The organism is Paraburkholderia sp. UCT2 (assembly GCF_014397665.1).
In the GTDB taxonomy this organism is placed as follows: domain Bacteria; phylum Pseudomonadota; class Gammaproteobacteria; order Burkholderiales; family Burkholderiaceae; genus Paraburkholderia; species Paraburkholderia tuberum.
In genome coordinates, this window is the sequence record NZ_VZQO01000001.1 from 305808 (window position 1) to 323646 (window position 17839).

Consider the following 17839-nt stretch of genomic DNA (forward strand, 5'->3'; position numbering starts at 1 on the left):
GTTAAATCGCTTTAACCGGCATTGCCGACGCACGGAGCCTTCTCATGTCCACCGTAACCGGATCCACCTCCACCGTAACCGGATCGACCACCAGCGCGATCGCGAGTGCAGTCGCCACCACGACAGCCGACGCCAACGCCACGGTGCAGGCAGCCGCCCAGTCGATCATTAGCGGCTCGACCAATTCGTCGATGGACACAAGTTCGCTCGTCACCGCGCTCGTCAACTCGAAGACTGCCGGCCAGTCCGCGACCATCGCCGCCGAGCAGACTGCGGACAACACGCTGATCTCGGCCTACGGCACGCTCTCCGCGGCACTGTCCGCGTTGCAGGCCGCCGCCGAGCCGCTCAGCGACGGTGCGACGCTCAACTCGTTCTCGTCCACCTTGAGCGGCAGCGGCGTTACCGCCACGGCCAGCACGGGCGCGGTGGCAGGTTCGTACTCGCTCAATGTGGCGCAGGTCGCCACGTCGCAAGTGCTCACCTCGGCGGGCTACAGCTCGACCAAAAACCTGGCTTCCGGCGCGGCCACGATGGCCCTGACGGTCAACGGCAAGACCAGCACGATTTCCCTGAATAGCTCGAACAGCACGATTGCCGGCATTGCATCGGCGATCAACTCGGCCAACGACAATCCCGGCGTGGTCGCGACCGTGGTGACCGGCGCGGACGGCGCGCATCTCGTGCTGCAATCGACCTCGACCGGCGCGTCGAGCGGCATCAGCATCGCGATCAACGATTCGAGCTCGACCGACGACCTGAACAAGCTCGCGGTGACGACCACCAACGGCAAGGCGATCTCCAGCGCGAGCGACCTCACCGCTCAAGTTTTGGATAGCAGTGGCAACCCGGTTCTCGATAGCAACGGCAACCCGGAGACCTACAACCCCAGCCAGTCGACCATTACCGGCACAGGCTGGACCCAGACGCAGGCCGCCCAGGATGCGTACTTCACGCTCGGCGGCGTGGGCGTAACCAGCTCCTCGAACTCCGTGACGACGGCCGTGTCCGGCGTGACGCTGAACCTCACGGCAGCGGCGGTCGGCACCACGCAGACGCTCACGATCGCGCAGAACACCAGCTCGGAGTCCTCGGCGATCAACAATTTCGTCAGCCTCTACAACACGCTCGTCACGACGATGGGGGCGCTGACGGCGTACAACGCGAACTCGACGTCGCAGGGCGTGCTAATCGGCGATTCCACGTTGAGCACGATCCAGAACCAGCTCGCCAAGATCGTGAGCGGCGGCGTGGGCAGCGGCACCTCGCAGACGACGCTTGCCGCGATCGGCGTTACGCTCCAGGCGGACGGCACGCTGTCGGTCGACGACACGACGCTCAGCAATGCGTTGCAGAACAACCAGTCGGTTGTAGCCTCGCTGTTCAATTCGACCAACGGCATCGCCGCGCAACTGGACGACAGCATCACAAACTACACCTCGTCCGGCGGCATCATTCAAAACCGTACGGACGCGATCAACGCCGACCTGACTAGCCTCTCGAACCAGCAGACGACGCTTACAGCGTGGCAGGCTCAGCTCACCAGTATGTATACCGCGCAGTTCACAGCGCTCAACTCACTGATGGCAACGATGAACAACAACTCGCAATACCTCACGCAACTGTTCGGTGGCACCAACAGCGCAGGCGCGCTCGCCACGAACAAGAGCTGAGCGCGACGAGGAGCGAGCCATGCAGAACGTCACCCCGATCGAGCGCATCTGGCAGATAACGAAAGACCTCGAACTGGCGGTCGCTGTTGGCGAGTGGGAGCGGGCCGCGCAGCTCGCGGACGAGCGCTCGCCCCTCTTGACGGCGCTCGGCGCGCCCCAGCCGCAGGAGGTCATCGTGCGGCTCAAGGAGATCCACGAGATCGACAGCCGCATCGTCGAGGCCGCGCAGGCCGCGCAGCAGGTGCTGGGCGCCGAGTATCAGGCGAGCATGCAAGCGAGCCGCAACGCCGGGCGGTATTTGAGCATGGCGCGGTACTGAAGCAGGAGCAACGGTTCATTGCGTCCTTCGCGGCGCAATGGCGTACTCTGGCCCGCCTTGTGCGGGCTTTTTCTTTTCCGTTTCTTTGCCCTGAGAGTTCATCGAAGGCAAATTGGCGGCCGTTTTGGCGCTAGCTCGGACGATCGGCGTAATTGGCCGCCGCCCATAATTCGAACGTTCCGAGTTCTTGACGCGTACGCGCGCCTTCGTCATGACCGCCTTCCTCTCTCCGGGCTGCACCGCCACACCTGCTGCCAAATTGCAGCAGAATCACGACATCGCGCTCACCATGCAGAGCGCGATCGAACATCATCGCCAGCAGGACTATGACGAGGCGGCCGCGCGTTATGCCTCCGTCCTGGAGGTCGCGAGCGATCACCCCGACGCGCACTACCACCTCGGCGTGCTGCTCATGCAAACGGGGCGGCCCTCCGAAGCAGTGCCGCATTTCGAGGCGGCGCTTGGGCAGATGCCGAAAAATGGGCAGATCTGGGTCTACTACATCAACGCCCTCGTCGCCAGCCAGCAGACCGAGGCGGCGCGCGTCGTGCTCGACCTCGCGCGGCATCAAGGCTTGCCCGAGGCGGCCGTCCAGATGCTGCACGCGCGCATCAATGGGGAAGAAGCGCCGCTCCCGGCCACGCCGGAGCCCGAGGCTGCGACCGCTCCCGCTCCCCAGGCTGATGCGAGCGGGAGCGACTCGCGCCCCCCCGCGGCATCCGATACGGACGAGCGCGTGAAGCTCGATACGCGCCGCGCAAGCCTCAAGGAGATGCGCCAGCTCCAGCATCTCTTCAACAGCGGGAAATTCGAAGCGGCCCTGAATGTGTCCCGCCGCCTGACGCATCAATATCCGTCGCATGGCGAATGCTGGTACGAACTTGGGCGTGTCCTGCAACGCACGGGCCGCTACAACGAGTCCGTCGAGGCAGCCGAGCACGCCGCCCGCCTGCTGCCCAACTTCATTGCCGCCCGGACGATGCTGACTGACGGGCTGATTACCACCCGCCAGTATCAGCAAGCCGAAACGCATTGCCGGCAGGCGCTGGAAAAATATCCCGAAAGCGCCGCGCTACATCGCAACCTGGGTACCGCCTTAGAGGAGATGGGCCGGTACGCCGAGGGGATCGTCCATCTCCGCCGTGCCGTGGAACTGGCGCCGAACGACGCCCTCGAGTGCGACGCGTTTGCCCTCTCGCTACTCAAGCATGGTCTGTACGACGAAGCCGAAACCGCTTTCCGCCGTGCGCTAAAACTGGCACCGATGCAGGCGATAACCCACAGCAACCTGCTGTTCAACCTGATGCACAAGCCGGACCTCGATGCGCTCAGCGCATTCGCGGAGTTCCGCGAGTTTGCAGCGCGCCACGAAGCGCCGCTGCGTGCGCGTCGGCCCCGGCACACCAATGACCGCGATCCGTCGCGGCGCCTACGGGTCGGTTTTGTTTCCGGCGATCTGCTCGGTCACCCGGTTGCGTATTTCTTCCTGTCGGTGCTAGAGCATCTGGCGCTCGATTCGAGTCTGTCACTGCACATCTATTCGAACTACGCGGTGACCGACGGCTTCACCGAGCAGATTCGTGCGCATGCGCAGACGTGGAGCGAAATCTTCGGCATGAGCGACGACGCAGTCGTGCAGAAGATCCGCGACGACGGCATCGATATCCTCATCGACCTGTCCGGCCATACCGGCCGCAACCGGCTCGTGGCCTTCGCGCACAAGCCGGCGCCGGTCCAGGCGAGCTGGATCGGCAATCCGGCCACGACGGGCCTGGATGCCGTCGACTATTACCTGTCGGACCGTTTTGTCACGCCGCTCGAACAATTCGAGCGCCAGTTCTCGGAAAAGCTCGTGTTCCTGCCGGCGCTCGCGCCGTTCAAGCCGCACCCGCAAGCGCCGGACGTCAACGAGTTACCTGCCCTGAAAAACGGCTTCATCACGTTCGGCAGCTTCAGCCGCATCGTCAAGATCGGGCCTGAAGTCGTGGCGCTCTGGGCACGCGTGCTGCGCGAGGTACCGGATTCGCGCATGGTCATCGGCGCGATTACGGCACGGGAGCAGATGGACAAGCTGACCGGGCTGTTCGCGAGCGAAGGGATCGACTTGAGCCGTATCAGTTTTCTGCAGCGCGGGAATGTCTCGACTTACCTGCAGCAGCACAATCTGATCGACGTCTGTCTCGACACGTTGCCCTTCGGCAATTCGACCACGACCATGCAAGCGTTGTGGATGGGCGTGCCCACCATGACCCTGCCCGGCGTTTCGATGGCGAGCCGCGGCAGCACGGGGTGGCTCTCGCACCTCGGGCTCGACTCAGCCTTCGTTGCGCAGGACAAGGACGACTTCGTGCGCAAGTGCGCCGCGCTGGCCGCCGACCCCGAAGCGCTCGCGGTAGTGCGCGGCGAGCTGCGCGAGTACTGCAGACAGTCGGTCCTGATCGACGCCGGCGCGATCTCCAACGCCGCCTCGCGCGCGTTTCGCACCATGTGGCAGCGGTGGTGCGACGGACTGGAGCCTGAGCATTTCGAGGTTCTGGCGCATGTCAGCAATGCGCACACCGCCCGGGACAGCCCAGCAGGCCTGTCGCCCGAGCAGCGCGCCGCGCTGGCCGGTGAATTCGTCGATACGCTCACGCTCCTGCTCGACAAGCAGCAGTTTGCCGAGGCCGAAGCTGTAGCCCGCCAGTTCACCACGCTCTTGCCAGAAATCGGCAAGGCATGGCACATGCTGGCGACGTCGCTACGGCAGCAAGGGAAATCCTTTGAGGCACTGGAGCCTTTGCGCAAGGCCAATATCCTGCTGCCGAACGACAGGAACATCAGCCAGGAACTGAGCCGAGTCTCACAATACGTGAGCGATCTTGAGCGCATCGCGCCGGTCAACCAGGCTGAGCCAGCGAGCGAGCTGGCAGCGCTCAGGGCGGATAGCCGGCAATACCGGCATCCAGTCGGCGCCCTGATCGCCAACGTGCCGGTTCTGATCCCGACCTTTAACAACGTCACATATCTGCGCCGGATGGTGTCGCAGCTCCAAGGCAGAGGATTGCGCAATCTCATCGTCGTGGACAACGCATCGAGCGCCCCCGGTATGCTCGACTACCTCGCCAGCATCCAGGATACGGTGAGCGTCGCACGGCTCGACCACAATGTCGGGCCGCGCGCGTTCACGCTTTCAGACGTCATCTATCACCGGCTGCCGGACATTTTCTGCATTACCGATCCCGATCTCGAACTGAATCCCGAGTTGCCCGATACTTTCCTGTTCGACCTGATAGACGCCACGGAAGCTTTGAAAATCGGCAAGGCCGGCTTTGCTCTCGACATCTCGCAACCCGCGCTGATGGACGAGAAAGCACTCTCCATCATGCAGTCGGACGGCGTGAAGAACTATGGGCTGATCGACTGGGAAGCACGCTTCTGGCAACAGCAGATCGCGGCGAGCGCCAACGGTGACCCGATCTTTCGCGCGCCGATCGATACGACCTTTGCGGTCTACAACAAGCGGTACTTCCGCCGCGAAACTCATCTGGCTGCGGTGCGTTTCGGTGGACGGTACACGTGCAGGCATCTGCCCTGGTACAAGGACAACGGACTGGATGCTGCGGAGGATCAGTACTACCGCAAACACCAGGCATGGTCGACGTTCCTGAAGTGACCATTGCGCCTGGTCGGTCAACTAAAGCTTTGTTGCGGGCACGTGGGGTAGAGCGATAGTTCAGGCGACAGACTATCGGCGGTGCTAATGCCTGGTATCCCGTAGCCATGGGCGTGCACTCAATCAGGGCCAACTAGCGAACCTCTCCCGCACCCGCTCGACCACCTCTTCCGCCAGAGCGGCGCGAGCAACGCGACCGCCGGCAACGACCGGTTGGCGTCGTTGTGATGTTGCGGCTTGCCCCGCCAAACGAGACCGACGCGCAATTCCGGCGGCAGCGCATCGAACAGCGCGAGCATGTGTCGAGGAGCTGGGGTGCGTGGCAGCGGCGCTACGACCAGGGGCTGAGCGGGCGCTTTGGGAGCGCGCTTGAAAAATATGCGCTGTGCGGCTGCGCTTGCGGGGAGGCTGGTGTGCCTGGCGGCGTGTGCCAGCCTCTCGCCCACACCAGGGATTGATGTATTCGGGGAGCGACAGGTTCTGCGCGGACGAGAAGGTTTTCTGCGACGCCTCCGCCTACCGAAGCCAGGATCGTGACCACGTCGAGTACGAGTTGGAGAGCCGCGCCTCGCCCGTCGTGAGTGCGTTATCGAGCGCCGCCGTACCGGCAGGCGTGTTGCCTGTTGGCGCTCGCATTGCCGGGCGTCACGCTGAACGCGTCGCCGTCCTTCGGGCGTACGCGAGATCGGGACGCTCAAGACGGAGCCGGCCACAATTACCGAGACGTCTGTGTACCTGCCGGTCGTTTGCGTCGTCGTATTGGCCGAGTTGTCCTGACCTATAGATCATCGCGCCGGTGGTAGTGTCCGTCGCGAACTGGATCGAGTGGTTGTCGTTGACGTCTGATGCCGCCAGTTGGTCGCGTGACCGTGCCCAACGTGGCCGTGCCCTGATTGGACGAGCCGGCCGCGGCGACGTAGGCGGAGCCGTCTGCCTGCACGCTCTGGAACACCGTCTGACCGTTGTCGATGATCGTGATCTGCCGCGGGACCGACACCTGCACGTAGCGCGTGCCCGCGTCGCGGTTGTTCGTGACGCTGCCGCCGGCGGCATTCGTGAACACCAGCGGTGTTCTGAATAAACTTGAGACGCGCGCAAACTATTGCGCCATCTTTTGCGCCACGCATCGACCGCGTTCAAGCGCGAGGCGTGCTGAGTAGCCTTCGTGCCCGGGGCTGCAACGTAGTGCAAGGCGGCGTATGCTCAACGGTCCCGGGTTTGCCCGGCCCATTTCCCGCATTGCGTTCGCCCACTCATACCTGGAGCCATCATGGAACTACGCAGGATCGGCACTTCCTCGTTGCAGGTCGCCCCGCTCATGTTCGGCGGCAACGTATTCGGCTGGACGGCCGATGAAGCCACCTCTTTCTCGATCCTCGACGCGTTCGTTGAAGCCGGACTCAATTTCATCGACACCGCCGATGTCTACTCGGCCTGGGTGCCCGGCAACCAGGGCGGCGAGTCGGAGACGATCCTCGGCAAGTGGTTCCATCAGAGCGGCAAGCGCGAGCGGATCGTGCTCGCGACCAAGGTGTCGAAGCATCCGCAGCGCAAGGGGCTATCGGCCGCAAATATCCAGGCGGCGGTCGAAGACTCGCTGCGCCGCCTGCAAACCGATTACATCGACGTCTATTTCTCCCACGACGACGACACCGCGACGCCGCTCGCCGAAACGCTCGGTGCGTATCAGAAGCTGATCGAGGCGGGCAAGGTGCGCGTGATCGGCGCGTCTAACTATAGTGGCGCGCGCGTCGAGGAAGCGCTGGCGGTATCGCGCGAGCACGGGCTGCCCGGGTATCAGTTGCTGCAGCCCGAATACAACCTGTACGACCGCGCGCAATACGAGAGCGACAGCGAGCCGGTGGCGCTCGCGAATCATCTCGGCGTGGTCGTCTATTACAGCCTCGCGAGCGGGTTCCTGTCAGGCAAATACCGCAGCGAGGCCGATCTGGCCGGCAAGGCGCGCGGGAGCCGGGTCGAAAAATACCTGAACGGGCGCGGCTTGCGGATTCTCGGCGCGCTCGACCGCGTCGCGCAACGGCACGGCAGCACGCCGGCCGCGATCGCGCTTGCATGGCTGATCGCGCGCCCGAGCGTTACGGCCCCTATTGCGAGCGCAACCTCGGTCCAGCAGTTGAAGAGCCTGGTCGCGGCCGTCCAGCTGTCCCTCGCCGTCGACGATATTCGTGAGCTGGACGAAGCGAGCGCCTGATAAGGCGAACACCTCGGCCGCCGACGCGGGGGCGATCCGCGCCAGGGAAAAGCCTGGCGCAATCGGTAAACCCCTGGTAGCATGGAGAGTTTCCTGATATGATCGGGAGTGAATTGAGATCTTTGCCTGTTTCGTCAGTGTTCTTCGTTGATGAAAGGTTGGCGAAACGGCAACAGACGCGGCTTTTGCACTACGTCTGTCCGCGTTCCGCGGTGAACTCCCCACCTCTCTTTTCCGGCCTCCGTGGCCGCTTTGCCTCTCGCTTCATTCGTGGTTTGGCCGGGGTTGTTTATCAGCCTCGCGTTTGCCTGTTACTGGCCATGAATCGAAGCGACCGGAGGGCCGGCGCGTGAGTGGTGACCTGAGCGGTTACCGCCATGCAATTAAACCCGTATCTAGTGATTGAGTTAGGAATTACATGACGACGATTCTTCTGAAGGAAAACGAGCCGTTCGAAGTGGCAATTCGCCGCTTTCGTCGCGCAATCGAAAAGAATGGCCTGATCGCCGAACTGCGTGAACGCCAGTCGTACGAAAAGCCGACCACGGCTCGCAAGCGCAAGAAGGCAGCAGCTGTTAAGCGCCTGCACAAGCGTCTGCGCAGCCAGATGCTGCCGAAAAAGCTGCACTAAACACGCTTTTTAGATACGCCGAACGGCGGTGTGAGCTTCGAAAGAAGCCACATCGCCGTTTTGCTTTTGCGGCGTCGGATTTTGCCCCTGCGTGCAGCCGTTACGCCGCGCTCCTCAGCCGCTCGGCCGACAGCCCGAACTCGCGCGCGATCGAGCCCAGCCGATCGTGCCACTCCCATGTGCCGAACACGTCGTGCACGTTTTGCAGGCAACTGAGCAAAGCGATGGTCACCGGATCGTATACGTTGATGCGGGCGCGAAGCAGCGCTTTTTTCAGCGCGGCCAAGCCGACATCCATGTAAGCGGGCACTTCGGCCAGTGGCTTGCCGATGAAGCGCACCGGCACGCCTTCCATTGCGGTCATGTAATCGCGCGGCTTGATCAGGTTGCCGACCGGGCAGCCGCCGCAATAGCCGCGGTAGGCGCCGCCGCCTCTCGGTAGCAATGCAGCGCGTTTCTGTTCGAACAGATGCGTGACGGACTGATCGTAAATGTCTTGGTGGGTCAGGAAGCTAAGTGTTCTCATGGTTGGTCTCCCGCGTCCGAGGCGGTAGTTATTTGTTGTTGAGTGCGCATCGCGTGAGCGCATGGCGACGAGTATCCGCCGTGCGTCGTCCGACGAAGGGCCGACTACGGGCACGAAAGGGCGCCAATTCACGCGTTTGCGCCTCCCGCGGACGCCGTGGCCTCATCTCGCCGTCCGACCACGCCCCTTCTTGCCCAGCGACACGCATCGCTCACGACACATGCAGGTCGTCTCATGATCGTTGACCATGCCGACCGCCTGCATGAATGCGTAGCAGATCGTCGAACCGACAAATTTGCAACCGTAGCGCTTGAGCGCCTTGCTTAGCGCGTCCGATACTTCCGTCGACGCAGGTGCATGCTTATACGAAGCCCATTCGTTCTGAATCGGCGTGTCGTCGACGAATGACCACACGAAGTTCGCGAGCGAGCCATGTTCGGCCTGAATCTGCTGCACAGCGCGCGCGTTCAGGATGGCCGCCTCGATTTTGCCGCGATGTCGCACGATGCTTTCATCGGCGACGAGCGCATCCACGCGCTTCGGCGTGAAGGCCGCGACCTTGTCGATGTCGAAGTCGGCGAATGCACGGCGGTAGCCGATGCGCTTGTTGAGGATCGTCGACCATGACAAACCGGCCTGCGCGCCTTCGAGCACGAGCATCTCGAACAGGTGCTGGTCGTCGCGCGAGGGCACACCCCATTCGGTGTCGTGGTACCGTGCGAGCGCTTCGCTCGATACCCAGTTGCATCGTTGTGTCACTGTCGTGCCCCCGCGTGGTCATGTCGTTCGCCAGCATAGCGGAAGCGGGGTGCGCCGCAAGCTGGCCAATCGGCTAATTGCGCGATTCAAACTGACCTGCCACGCTAAGCGTTATTCACCCACGGAACCGATTCGATTCGATGAACCACGACTTCTTTCTGATCGGCGTCGACGGCGGCGGCACCGGCACGCGCGTCGTGCTCGGCGACGCGCAGGGCCGCGAACTGGCGCAAGCGGCAAGCGGCCCATCGGGCCTTGGGCTCGGCATCCCGCGCGCATGGCAGTCCATTCAGGCCGCCTGCGGCGAAGCGTTCGAGCGAGCCGGAGTCGCGCTGGACTGGTCGCGCTGCGTGCTCGGTTGCGGACTGGCGGGCGTCAACAATCGCGACTGGCTCGCCGAGTTTCACCAGCAGGCGCCGCGGCTCGCCGGACTGGCCGTCGAGACCGACGCCTACACGACCCTGCTCGGCGCGCACGACGGCGCGCCCGGCGTGATCGTCGCACTCGGCACCGGCAGCGTCGCGGCTTCGCTCGCGAGCGACGGCGAATTCCGCATGGCCAGCGGCTACGGCTTTCCATCGGGCGACGAAGCGAGCGGCGCGTGGCTCGGCCTTCGGCTGATCGTGCACGCGCAACAGGCGCTGGACGGCCGCGTTGCCGTCGACGATCTCACACACGCGCTGCTCGCGCATACCGGCGCGCGGGATCGCGACAGTCTCGTCGTGTGGCTGTGCGCGGCTAATCAGACTGCCTACGCGCGGCTCGCGCCGATCGCGATCGAACACCGCGCACATCCGTTCGCGGCGCGGCTGCTCGGCGAGGCCGGCGTCGAAGTCGGCAAGATGATCGCCGCGCTGGACGCGACGGGCGCGCTGCCGGTCGCGTTATGCGGAGGCCTTGGTATGCCGTTGCGCGAGTACGTGCCGCAGGCGTATCAGGCGCGCCTGCGCGAGCCGCGGGCGGATTCGGCGCATGGCGGCTTGCAACTGGCGCGGCGCGAGGCGCAGCGGCTGGCTCGAGGAGACCTGTAAAATAGCCGCTTTGACGCTGCCTCGACGGTTCAGCCGCCGGACTCACCATGTATAAAGTCATCGCCACGGATCTCGACGGCACACTGCTCAACGCCGATCACCAGGTAGACCCGTTCACGGTCGCCACGGTGCGCAAGCTCGAAAGCGACGGGCTGCAGTTCGTGATCGCCACCGGGCGGCATTACTGCGACGTCGCGGGCATCCGCGATCTGCTCGGCATCAATCCGTATCTGATCACGTCGAACGGCGCGCGCATTCACGCGCCTGACAACACGGTGATCCACGCCGACGATTTGCCGCCGGCGATCGTCCAGCGTCTCGTGCAGCCCGAAATTGTCGGCGCGCATGGTCGAGTGATCGTCAGTCTGTTTGCAGACGAGGCGTGGCTGATCGACCGCGCCGCGCCCCATCTGCTGGAATTTCACCAGGATTCCGGCTTCACGTACGAAGTGACCGACCTGCCGAAGCACGATGGCGTCGACATTGCCAAGGCGCTGTATATCGGCGATCCCGCCGATCTCGCGCAGGTGGCCGCCAATCTGGAACGCGACTTCGGCGAACGACTGTACGTGACGTATTCATTGCCGGATTGTCTCGAAGTGATGACCGCGAATGTGTCGAAGGGGCGCGCCCTGCAGATCGTGCTCGAGCGTCTCGGTGTCGACGCGTCGCACTGCGTCGCGTTCGGCGACAACATGAACGATATCGATCTGCTCGAGACGGCCGGCCATCCATTCATGATGAACAACGCCAATCCCGATCTGATCACCCGCCTGCCGCATGTGCCGCGCATCGGCAACAACTTCGAGGCGGGCGTTGCGCATCATCTGCGCAAACTGTTTGCGCTCAACGACGAACTGGCATCTTGAACCGCAGTCACTGCGATTGAAAGCGGCCCGCATCCACTCGCGTGGATGCGGGCCGCAAAAGTTGCTCGCGAAGCGCGCAGCGTGCGCTCCGCTTGCGCTCGTCAATCGCGCCAGCCGCGGTGCTCGCCTCGATTGTCATGGCCCCAGCGACGGTTGTCGTGACCCCAGCCGCGATCATCGCGGTGATAGTCGCGGTAGTAGTCACCACGCGGGTAGCGATGATCCCAGCCGCCGTAATACACCGGCTCCGGCGCGGCGTAGACGCGCGCGGGCGCGGCATAAACCGGGGCGCCGAGCGATAGGCCGACGCTCAGATCCGTATGCGCCTGCGCGACACCGCATGCGCCCGCCGCGAGTCCGGCAGCAACTAGCAAGTGAGTGACGATGCGTTTCATGTTGGTCTCTCCTGTGAGGCGACGTAGGTTTGTCGCACAGGACCAATGTACGCACTCGAGGCGGGCTGGACTGCGACCAGATGTTACGGACTGCAAGCATCGTCGAAGTCATCGAAGCTAGAAAAAACGCTCGCGCGGACGTTGCGCGCAAACACCTTACTTCGCTTGCAGCCGCGCCGCACGGGGCTTTGCGGCGGATCAATTCAAGCCGGCAGGCGGCTCGTCGCGCACGCTCGCCGCTTGCCGCGCCGGCGCACGTAAACACGGCTTACATCTGTATTGCTCAATTAATCCGCCGCGGGCGCGGAAGCGGCCGAAGTTGCGGAAGAGGCCGCCCCTGCCGAAGATGCCGACACTCCCGGCAAGGCCGCGCAAGGGCAATCGGTTGCCCGCCCGTCGAGCCCTTCGCGATCGTGTTTGAAGCTCGCGCGCGGCGTGCCGTTCTGCCAGTCGAGTCGGACGATGTAAATGCTGTCGAAGTCGTCGCTTTGCCATTTCGGCACGTCGGCCGCGCGACCGCCATGCGTGCTCAACATCTGCCGCAACAGCTTCTCGATCAGCTTGTGCTCCCAGGCAATGACGATCAGCTTGCCGCGATTGGCCGGGTCGACGAGCGCGTTGCCGAGCTGGTCGATCTGCGCAAAACCGTACGGTGTTTGGACCGGCATCTGGAATTGAATCGCGGTCGGTTCGATCGTCGCGAGCGGGCGCACGTAATAGTACGGATGACCGCCGTCGTCTTTTTGCTGGCCGGGGTCGGGCGCGTAGATCGCATCGGGTTTGCCGAATTTGGCGGCGATCACGGCCGGCAACGCGAGCGCACGGTTGAGCCCCTGGCAGTCTAGCTGGCCGTACCCCTGCGCGGGTTTCTCGCCGTGTCGAACGAATACGAGGGTTTCGATATTGCCGCCCGCCGCGGCAACAACGGGGGCCGCGGTCGCAACGACGGTCGCCGTGTTCGTCGCCGCGGACGCGGCCGGCAACGCCATCGTGCTCGCGCACAGGCCGCCGAGCGACAGTGCGACGCCATGCAGGAATCCGCGGAAACGGTTCATCGAAAGCACCTGTGCGAGGCTGGGAAGTCGCCCGATTCTAGCAGCGGTGCCCACCGGCACGCGGCCGGCGCGGCATTCATATCGCATTGGCGAGCGCAATGAATAATGGGCGCCGAGGCGCCCATTCATGCCGACTACGCGACGATCGCGAGACCGGGGCGTCGAACTGGCCGTCAGTCGAGCGCCAGCCTGCGCCCATCGCTGCTGCGATCCTCAGCGATCAGCGGATAGACGACACCCGCGATCACCGCACCGATGATCGGCGCAACCCAGAACAGCCACAGCTGATCGATCGCCACGCCGCCGACGAATAGCGCCGGGCCCGTCGAGCGTGCCGGATTGACCGACGTATTGGTGACTGGAATCGAGACCAGATGGATCAGCGTCAGGCACAGGCCGATCGCGATGGGCGCGAAGCCGGCCGGCGCGCGGCGGTCGGTCGCGCCGAGAATCACGAACAGGAAGAAGCCAGTCATGACCACTTCGCAAATGAAGGCAGCGGCGAGCGAGTAGTGCCCCGGCGATTGCTCGCCGTAACCGTTCGTCGCGAAGCCGCTCGCGACGAGGTCGAAGCCAGGCTTGCCCGACGCGATCAGCGACAGTACGAATGCGCCGAGCACCGCGCCGACCACCTGCGCGACGACATAGGGCAGAAGATCGCGCACCGGAAATCGGCCGGCGACGGCCAGTCCGACGCTCACCGCCGGATTCAGGTGGCAGCCCGAAATGTGGCCAATCGCAAAAGCCATCGTCAGCACGGTCAGGCCGAAGGCCAGCGACACGCCGACGAAGCCGATGCCCAATCCGTGAACCGGCCCGGCGAAGTTGGCAGCGAGGACCGCGCTGCCGCAGCCTCCGAGCACGAGCCAGAAGGTGCCGAGCAATTCGGCAACGAGGCGCTTTGACAACTGCATTTTTGGTGATCCTAAAAAGAATGGGTACTTCAGAAGCACGCATCGAAACGGGCGAGTACGTACCTTGAGCGCGCAATTCTAGGCAGACAGCGCCAAATCGGTTGTCAAAGATTGTCAATCCGCACAAAATTTATAAACTATTGCGAGATAAAGCGCAGGTTTTACAATTCACACTCTTTAATAATTATCAGAGGAAAATTCGCTAAACCGGTATTAGTCGCCATTGCGAATTTTTATAATTGCAGCTAGTCTGCGGTCGAATGAGTTCTAGAAAAGGGGAGAACCGAATGTCTCAATATGCAGACCTCAAGGCGCAGATTGCCAAATTGCAGGCACAGGCAGAAGAAGCGCGACGCACGGAAATCGACAATGTCGTCGCCGACATCCGCCAAAAGATCGCCGAATACGGTCTGACCGCGCAGGATCTCGGTTTCGCGGTCGCCGCCAAGCGCGGCCGCCCGCCCAAGAAGACGCCGCTGCCGGCGAAATATCAGGACCCGAAGTCGGGCAATACATGGAGCGGGCGCGGCAAGCCGCCCAAATGGATCGTCGGCAAGAATCGCGAGCGATTTCTGATTGGCTCGGCGTGACGCCCGCTCGACCTGATGTGAGACGGGGTGAAGGCGGTCTGAAGGTTTCTTTGCTGTTTGCCTTATTCGCCGCGCGCAAATCCACCGTGGAAGCGCAACCATCCCTGTATTAAAAAAGCCGCCCATACAGGGCGGCTTTTTCGCGTCCGGCAGCCAAAAGACTTCGTTTTTCGCTCGCGCAAACGATTCCGATGCCGGACTCGCCGCTATTGCGGCGTTATAAGCGAAGGTTCACAGCGCCGCTTCAATGCGGGCCGAAAACGGCCAGCCGTAAAAGCGCCGGCCGTTTTCAGGCGCGCCTAGCCGACCGCGACCTGGCGCAATACCGGGCGCCGCGACGTTTCAATCAAGGCGGAATAGCCGTCGATATAGTTCTGCGCCATCGTTTTCGAACTGAAGCGGCGTTCGAACTGGGCGCGGATTTCGATGCGCGACAGCTCGTCGAGACGCTGCAGAGCCGCTACCGCGCCTTGCACGTCCTCGACGATATAGCCGGTCACGCCGTGGTCGATCACCTCAGGCACGGAGCCGCGGTTGAACGCGATAACCGGCGTGCCGCAGGCCATCGACTCGATCATCACGAGGCCGAACGGCTCGGACCAGTCGATCGGGAACAGCAGCGCCTTCGCGCCCGACAGAAACTCGGGTTTCTGCGCCTCGTTGATCTCGCCGACGAACTCGACATGCGCCATCGACAGCAGCGGCTCGATCTCGCGCTTGAAGTACTCCATGTCGACCTTGTCCACCTTGGCGGCGATCTTCAGCGGCAGACCGCTTTGCGCGGCGATCCTGATAGCTGTATCGACGCGTTTTTCCGGGCAGATGCGGCCGAGGAACGCGAGATATTCGGGCTTCTTGTGCGGCTGCGGCGTCAGCAACTGGTCCGGCAGACCGTGATAGATCGTGTTGAGCCAGTTGGCCTGCTGCAGCGGCAGACGCTGCGAATCCGAAATCGACACGACCGGCACATGCGAGAACACGTCGAACACCGGCTGTAATTCCGGCAGGTCGAGACGACCGTGCAGCGTGGTCACGAACGGCGTGTCCATCGTCGTGAACAGCGGGAACGGCAGGTAGTCGAGATGGAAGTGCAGCACGTCGAACTCGTGCGCGATCTTGCGGACCTTTTCCATCATCAGCACGTGCGGCGCCAATGCATCGCGAATCGTCGGATCGAGGCGCAGCGCGCGCGGCCAGCATGCCTCGAGATTGGCGGACGTGACTGAGTCGCCGCTCGCGAACAGCGTGACGTCATGGCCGAGCTCGACCAGCGCTTCGGTCAGATACGACACGACACGTTCGGTGCCGCCATAGAGTTTCGGTGGGACAGCTTCGTAGAGCGGCGCGACTTGTGCGATTCGCATGCGTTTTCTCCTGTGTCGATCAGAGTTAGCGCTGTGGCGCCGACCCGGATCCCATGCGGATTTTTGATACTTACCGGGGCTTCGTACGACGGCTGAATGGCGCGTGGTACGTATGCCTAACCGGACGGTTGGGCGCGGTTTGCCCCGCCCGAGGGGGCTCCGAAATAGCTATCGGGTAATCCCTTAGCCTTCATTATCGGGATCGACCGCGGTAATTCGAGTTATTTTTCAAACGCTTAATGTTGTTACAGCGCGAAACATGGACCGTTACAGCTGCCGCGCAAGGTCGAGCCGTCAACAGGTCCCCATCATCGGGAAGCGTAATTCCACCGACTCAATCAAGCTCGACAGGCGAAATGCACCGTAGCAAGCGGCGGACCCGAGGGTCGGATGAGCCGGGAAAGATCTCTACCCGAGCCAGATTGCAGTCGGGTGAAAACGTCTTATAATTCTTTTCCACCGATTTACGGTGCGGCGGTGAAGTTCTGAAAACTCACCATCCGGTACACGCCGCAGCCGTATAAATTCCCAGCGCGCATCGTCAGTCCCGCCCCGCGCATCAATTCGGCCCAATTCGTGCCTCGCCGCAACCCGGGTTGTAGGAATAATTCCTACACAAATGACGGATTAATCCGTCACCCAGCTGGGGTGTCTCTCCGATTTTCGGCTGTGCCCCCTTTCGAGACAATGCTTGCAAGACCAGAGACGAGCGGATTCGCGCGGATTCAGCGCGCGCGTTCGAGCAAACGTTTCCGCAAAAATCGGCCTGACCAGCCGGGCATACGAACGGGGGAAATCATGAGCACGACTAGCCATATGCTCAGTGAGATCAGGGAAGTCAATCTTTCCTATCTGCTGCTCGCCCAGCGTCTGCTGCGCGAAGACAAGCCGATGGGCATGTTCCGCATGGGTATTTCGGACCAGCTGGCCGACGTGCTCGCCAATCTGTCGTTGGCGCAGACCGTCAAGCTCGCGGCGTCCAACCAGATGCTGTGCCGCTTCCGCTTCGACGATCACGCGGTGCTGTCCGCCCTTGCGGACAAGGACAAGTCCAGCGCGATGGCGCAGGCTCATTCGGCGATCCTGATGGCGAGCCAGCCGGTCGAGCAGATCGGCTAATGGCCAGTAAGAGCGTCTTACTCGAAGTCCGGGAAATCACCCTCGCGATCGAGCTGATCGAACTGGGCGCGCGTCTGCAATTGCTGGAGGCGGAAACCAGCCTGTCGCGCGACCGGCTCGTCAAGCTGTACAAGGAATTGAAAGGGGTGTCGCCGCCCAAGGGCATGCTGCCGTTTTCGACCGACTGGTTCATGACCTGGCAGCCGAACTTTCATTCGTCGCTGTTCTACAACATCTACCGTTTCATGGCCGGTCACGGCGGCTGCCGCGCGATCGAATCGATCGTGAAGAGCTACCGGCTGTATTTCGAGCACGTGCAGTTGCACGACGACGAGCCGGTGCTCAGTCTCACGCGCGCCTGGACGCTGGTGCGCTTCTTCGACTCGGGCATGCTGCAGATGAGCGCCTGCCGCCGCTGCGGCGGCCACTTCGTCGCGCACGCGCACGATCCGCAGCACGGGTTCGTTTGCGGGCTGTGTCAGCCGCCGTCGCGCGCGGGCAAGACGAAGAAGGCGGCGCAAACGCGGGCCGAGCGGCAAATCGCCGTCGCCGGAGTCCCAGCCGAGGTGCCGCAAGTGACCGACGCGCGAGCTCACGAGGCCCGCTGCCCCGCCCCCACGCTCGATACCCTCGTCACCGCCGAAGTCTGAGCAGCACGCGTTGAGACAGCGCAAGCCTCTGGTTTACACCGGACTCGAGCGCCGTCTTTTTCCCCAAAGTTTTCCGC

17 protein-coding genes are annotated in these 17839 nt (G+C 62.9%); 10 read left to right on the forward strand and 7 right to left on the reverse strand.

What is annotated here, in order from left to right:
- Nucleotides 1-44: 44 nt before the first annotated feature.
- The 3 genes from fliD to F6X39_RS01390 all read left to right on the forward strand — a co-directional run bounded on the left by fliD (nucleotide 45) and on the right by F6X39_RS01390 (nucleotide 5647).
- Nucleotides 45-1673 (forward strand): flagellar filament capping protein FliD, encoded by a 1629-nt coding sequence (fliD, locus tag F6X39_RS01380; RefSeq protein ID WP_187615242.1) that lies wholly within the window; start codon nucleotides 45-47, stop codon nucleotides 1671-1673.
- A gap of 19 nt (nucleotides 1674-1692) precedes the next feature.
- Entirely contained in the window at nucleotides 1693-1992 is a 300-nt protein-coding gene (locus tag F6X39_RS01385; RefSeq protein ID WP_187615244.1) for a flagellar protein FliT, read from the forward strand.
- A 211-nt stretch (nucleotides 1993-2203) separates the two neighbouring features.
- Nucleotides 2204-5647, forward strand: a complete 3444-nt coding sequence (locus F6X39_RS01390; protein WP_187615246.1) for a tetratricopeptide repeat protein — start codon at nucleotides 2204-2206, stop codon at nucleotides 5645-5647.
- Between the two features lie 778 nt (nucleotides 5648-6425).
- Here F6X39_RS01390 and F6X39_RS01395 read toward each other — a convergent pair.
- On the reverse strand, nucleotides 6426-6710 hold the full coding sequence (locus tag F6X39_RS01395) for a hypothetical protein (protein ID WP_187615248.1): 285 nt from the start codon (nucleotides 6708-6710) through the stop codon (nucleotides 6426-6428).
- 207 nt (nucleotides 6711-6917) lie between these two features.
- Between F6X39_RS01395 and F6X39_RS01400 the strand changes: the two genes are divergently transcribed.
- Nucleotides 6918-7859: an aldo/keto reductase gene (locus tag F6X39_RS01400; protein ID WP_184051755.1), complete on the forward strand. Its 942-nt coding sequence runs from the start codon at nucleotides 6918-6920 to the stop codon at nucleotides 7857-7859.
- A 418-nt stretch (nucleotides 7860-8277) separates the two neighbouring features.
- Complete coding sequence (rpsU, locus tag F6X39_RS01405; RefSeq protein WP_006050883.1) at nucleotides 8278-8490, forward strand: 30S ribosomal protein S21; 213 nt, start codon at nucleotides 8278-8280, stop codon at nucleotides 8488-8490.
- Between the two features lie 100 nt (nucleotides 8491-8590).
- On the opposite strand, the gene F6X39_RS01410 is transcribed toward rpsU, so the two are convergent.
- Together F6X39_RS01410 and F6X39_RS01415 are read right to left on the reverse strand one after the other, a co-directional pair.
- Nucleotides 8591-9016 (reverse strand): hypothetical protein, encoded by a 426-nt coding sequence (locus F6X39_RS01410; RefSeq protein WP_187615343.1) that lies wholly within the window; start codon nucleotides 9014-9016, stop codon nucleotides 8591-8593.
- Nucleotides 9017-9178: 162 nt separating this feature from the next.
- Nucleotides 9179-9775 carry a DNA-3-methyladenine glycosylase I gene (locus F6X39_RS01415; RefSeq protein ID WP_187615250.1) on the reverse strand — a complete coding sequence of 199 codons (597 nt, stop codon included), beginning with the start codon at nucleotides 9773-9775 and terminating at the stop codon, nucleotides 9179-9181.
- Between the two features lie 140 nt (nucleotides 9776-9915).
- Between F6X39_RS01415 and F6X39_RS01420 the strand changes: the two genes are divergently transcribed.
- Both F6X39_RS01420 and F6X39_RS01425 read left to right on the forward strand, forming a co-directional pair.
- Nucleotides 9916-10806, forward strand: a complete 891-nt coding sequence (locus tag F6X39_RS01420; protein WP_187615252.1) for a BadF/BadG/BcrA/BcrD ATPase family protein — start codon at nucleotides 9916-9918, stop codon at nucleotides 10804-10806.
- Between the two features lie 47 nt (nucleotides 10807-10853).
- Nucleotides 10854-11675: a Cof-type HAD-IIB family hydrolase gene (locus tag F6X39_RS01425; RefSeq protein ID WP_187615254.1), complete on the forward strand. Its 822-nt coding sequence runs from the start codon at nucleotides 10854-10856 to the stop codon at nucleotides 11673-11675.
- A gap of 101 nt (nucleotides 11676-11776) precedes the next feature.
- Here F6X39_RS01425 and F6X39_RS01430 read toward each other — a convergent pair whose 3' ends face one another.
- From F6X39_RS01430 to aqpZ, 3 genes are all read right to left on the reverse strand, one after another.
- On the reverse strand, nucleotides 11777-12070 hold the full coding sequence (locus F6X39_RS01430) for a PXPV repeat protein (RefSeq protein ID WP_018418797.1): 294 nt from the start codon (nucleotides 12068-12070) through the stop codon (nucleotides 11777-11779).
- A 287-nt stretch (nucleotides 12071-12357) separates the two neighbouring features.
- The gene (locus tag F6X39_RS01435) at nucleotides 12358-13125 is read right to left on the reverse strand and encodes a histidine phosphatase family protein (RefSeq protein WP_187615256.1); all 768 of its coding nucleotides are present in this window, start codon (nucleotides 13123-13125) and stop codon (nucleotides 12358-12360) included.
- A 173-nt stretch (nucleotides 13126-13298) separates the two neighbouring features.
- The gene (gene aqpZ / locus F6X39_RS01440) at nucleotides 13299-14039 is read right to left on the reverse strand and encodes an aquaporin Z (protein ID WP_187615258.1); all 741 of its coding nucleotides are present in this window, start codon (nucleotides 14037-14039) and stop codon (nucleotides 13299-13301) included.
- 287 nt (nucleotides 14040-14326) lie between these two features.
- On the opposite strand from aqpZ, the gene F6X39_RS01445 reads away from it, so the two are divergent.
- Nucleotides 14327-14629 (forward strand): H-NS family nucleoid-associated regulatory protein, encoded by a 303-nt coding sequence (locus F6X39_RS01445; RefSeq protein WP_013090908.1) that lies wholly within the window; start codon nucleotides 14327-14329, stop codon nucleotides 14627-14629.
- A gap of 299 nt (nucleotides 14630-14928) precedes the next feature.
- Here the strand turns inward: F6X39_RS01445 and F6X39_RS01450 are convergent, their stop codons facing one another.
- Nucleotides 14929-15993: a glycosyltransferase family 4 protein gene (locus F6X39_RS01450; protein ID WP_187615260.1), complete on the reverse strand. Its 1065-nt coding sequence runs from the start codon at nucleotides 15991-15993 to the stop codon at nucleotides 14929-14931.
- Nucleotides 15994-16791: 798 nt separating this feature from the next.
- Between F6X39_RS01450 and flhD the strand changes: the two genes are divergently transcribed.
- On the forward strand, nucleotides 16792-17112 hold the full coding sequence (gene flhD, locus F6X39_RS01455) for a flagellar transcriptional regulator FlhD (protein ID WP_090802472.1): 321 nt from the start codon (nucleotides 16792-16794) through the stop codon (nucleotides 17110-17112).
- Nucleotides 17112-17762 carry a flagellar transcriptional regulator FlhC gene (flhC, locus tag F6X39_RS01460; protein ID WP_187615262.1) on the forward strand — a complete coding sequence of 217 codons (651 nt, stop codon included), beginning with the start codon at nucleotides 17112-17114 and terminating at the stop codon, nucleotides 17760-17762. Before flhD ends, flhC begins: the two co-directional genes overlap by 1 nt.
- Nucleotides 17763-17839: the final 77 nt, after the last annotated feature.

Bases quoted from the DNA above. Each gene is read 5' to 3' on its own strand.
- flhC (WP_187615262.1), top strand. From the start codon at position 17,112: ATGGCCAGTAAGAGCGTCTTACTCGAAGTCCGGGAAATCACCCTCGCG.
- F6X39_RS01435 (WP_187615256.1), bottom strand. From the start codon at position 13,125: ATGAACCGTTTCCGCGGATTCCTGCATGGCGTCGCACTGTCGCTCGGC.
- F6X39_RS01385 (WP_187615244.1), top strand. From the start codon at position 1,693: ATGCAGAACGTCACCCCGATCGAGCGCATCTGGCAGATAACGAAAGAC.
- aqpZ (WP_187615258.1), bottom strand. From the start codon at position 14,039: ATGCAGTTGTCAAAGCGCCTCGTTGCCGAATTGCTCGGCACCTTCTGG.
- F6X39_RS01390 (WP_187615246.1), top strand. From the start codon at position 2,204: ATGACCGCCTTCCTCTCTCCGGGCTGCACCGCCACACCTGCTGCCAAA.
- F6X39_RS01410 (WP_187615343.1), bottom strand. From the start codon at position 9,016: ATGAGAACACTTAGCTTCCTGACCCACCAAGACATTTACGATCAGTCC.
- F6X39_RS01425 (WP_187615254.1), top strand. From the start codon at position 10,854: ATGTATAAAGTCATCGCCACGGATCTCGACGGCACACTGCTCAACGCC.
- F6X39_RS01450 (WP_187615260.1), bottom strand. From the start codon at position 15,993: ATGCGAATCGCACAAGTCGCGCCGCTCTACGAAGCTGTCCCACCGAAA.
- fliD (WP_187615242.1), top strand. From the start codon at position 45: ATGTCCACCGTAACCGGATCCACCTCCACCGTAACCGGATCGACCACC.
- F6X39_RS01445 (WP_013090908.1), top strand. From the start codon at position 14,327: ATGTCTCAATATGCAGACCTCAAGGCGCAGATTGCCAAATTGCAGGCA.
- flhD (WP_090802472.1), top strand. From the start codon at position 16,792: ATGAGCACGACTAGCCATATGCTCAGTGAGATCAGGGAAGTCAATCTT.
- F6X39_RS01400 (WP_184051755.1), top strand. From the start codon at position 6,918: ATGGAACTACGCAGGATCGGCACTTCCTCGTTGCAGGTCGCCCCGCTC.
- F6X39_RS01430 (WP_018418797.1), bottom strand. From the start codon at position 12,070: ATGAAACGCATCGTCACTCACTTGCTAGTTGCTGCCGGACTCGCGGCG.
- F6X39_RS01420 (WP_187615252.1), top strand. From the start codon at position 9,916: ATGAACCACGACTTCTTTCTGATCGGCGTCGACGGCGGCGGCACCGGC.
- rpsU (WP_006050883.1), top strand. From the start codon at position 8,278: ATGACGACGATTCTTCTGAAGGAAAACGAGCCGTTCGAAGTGGCAATT.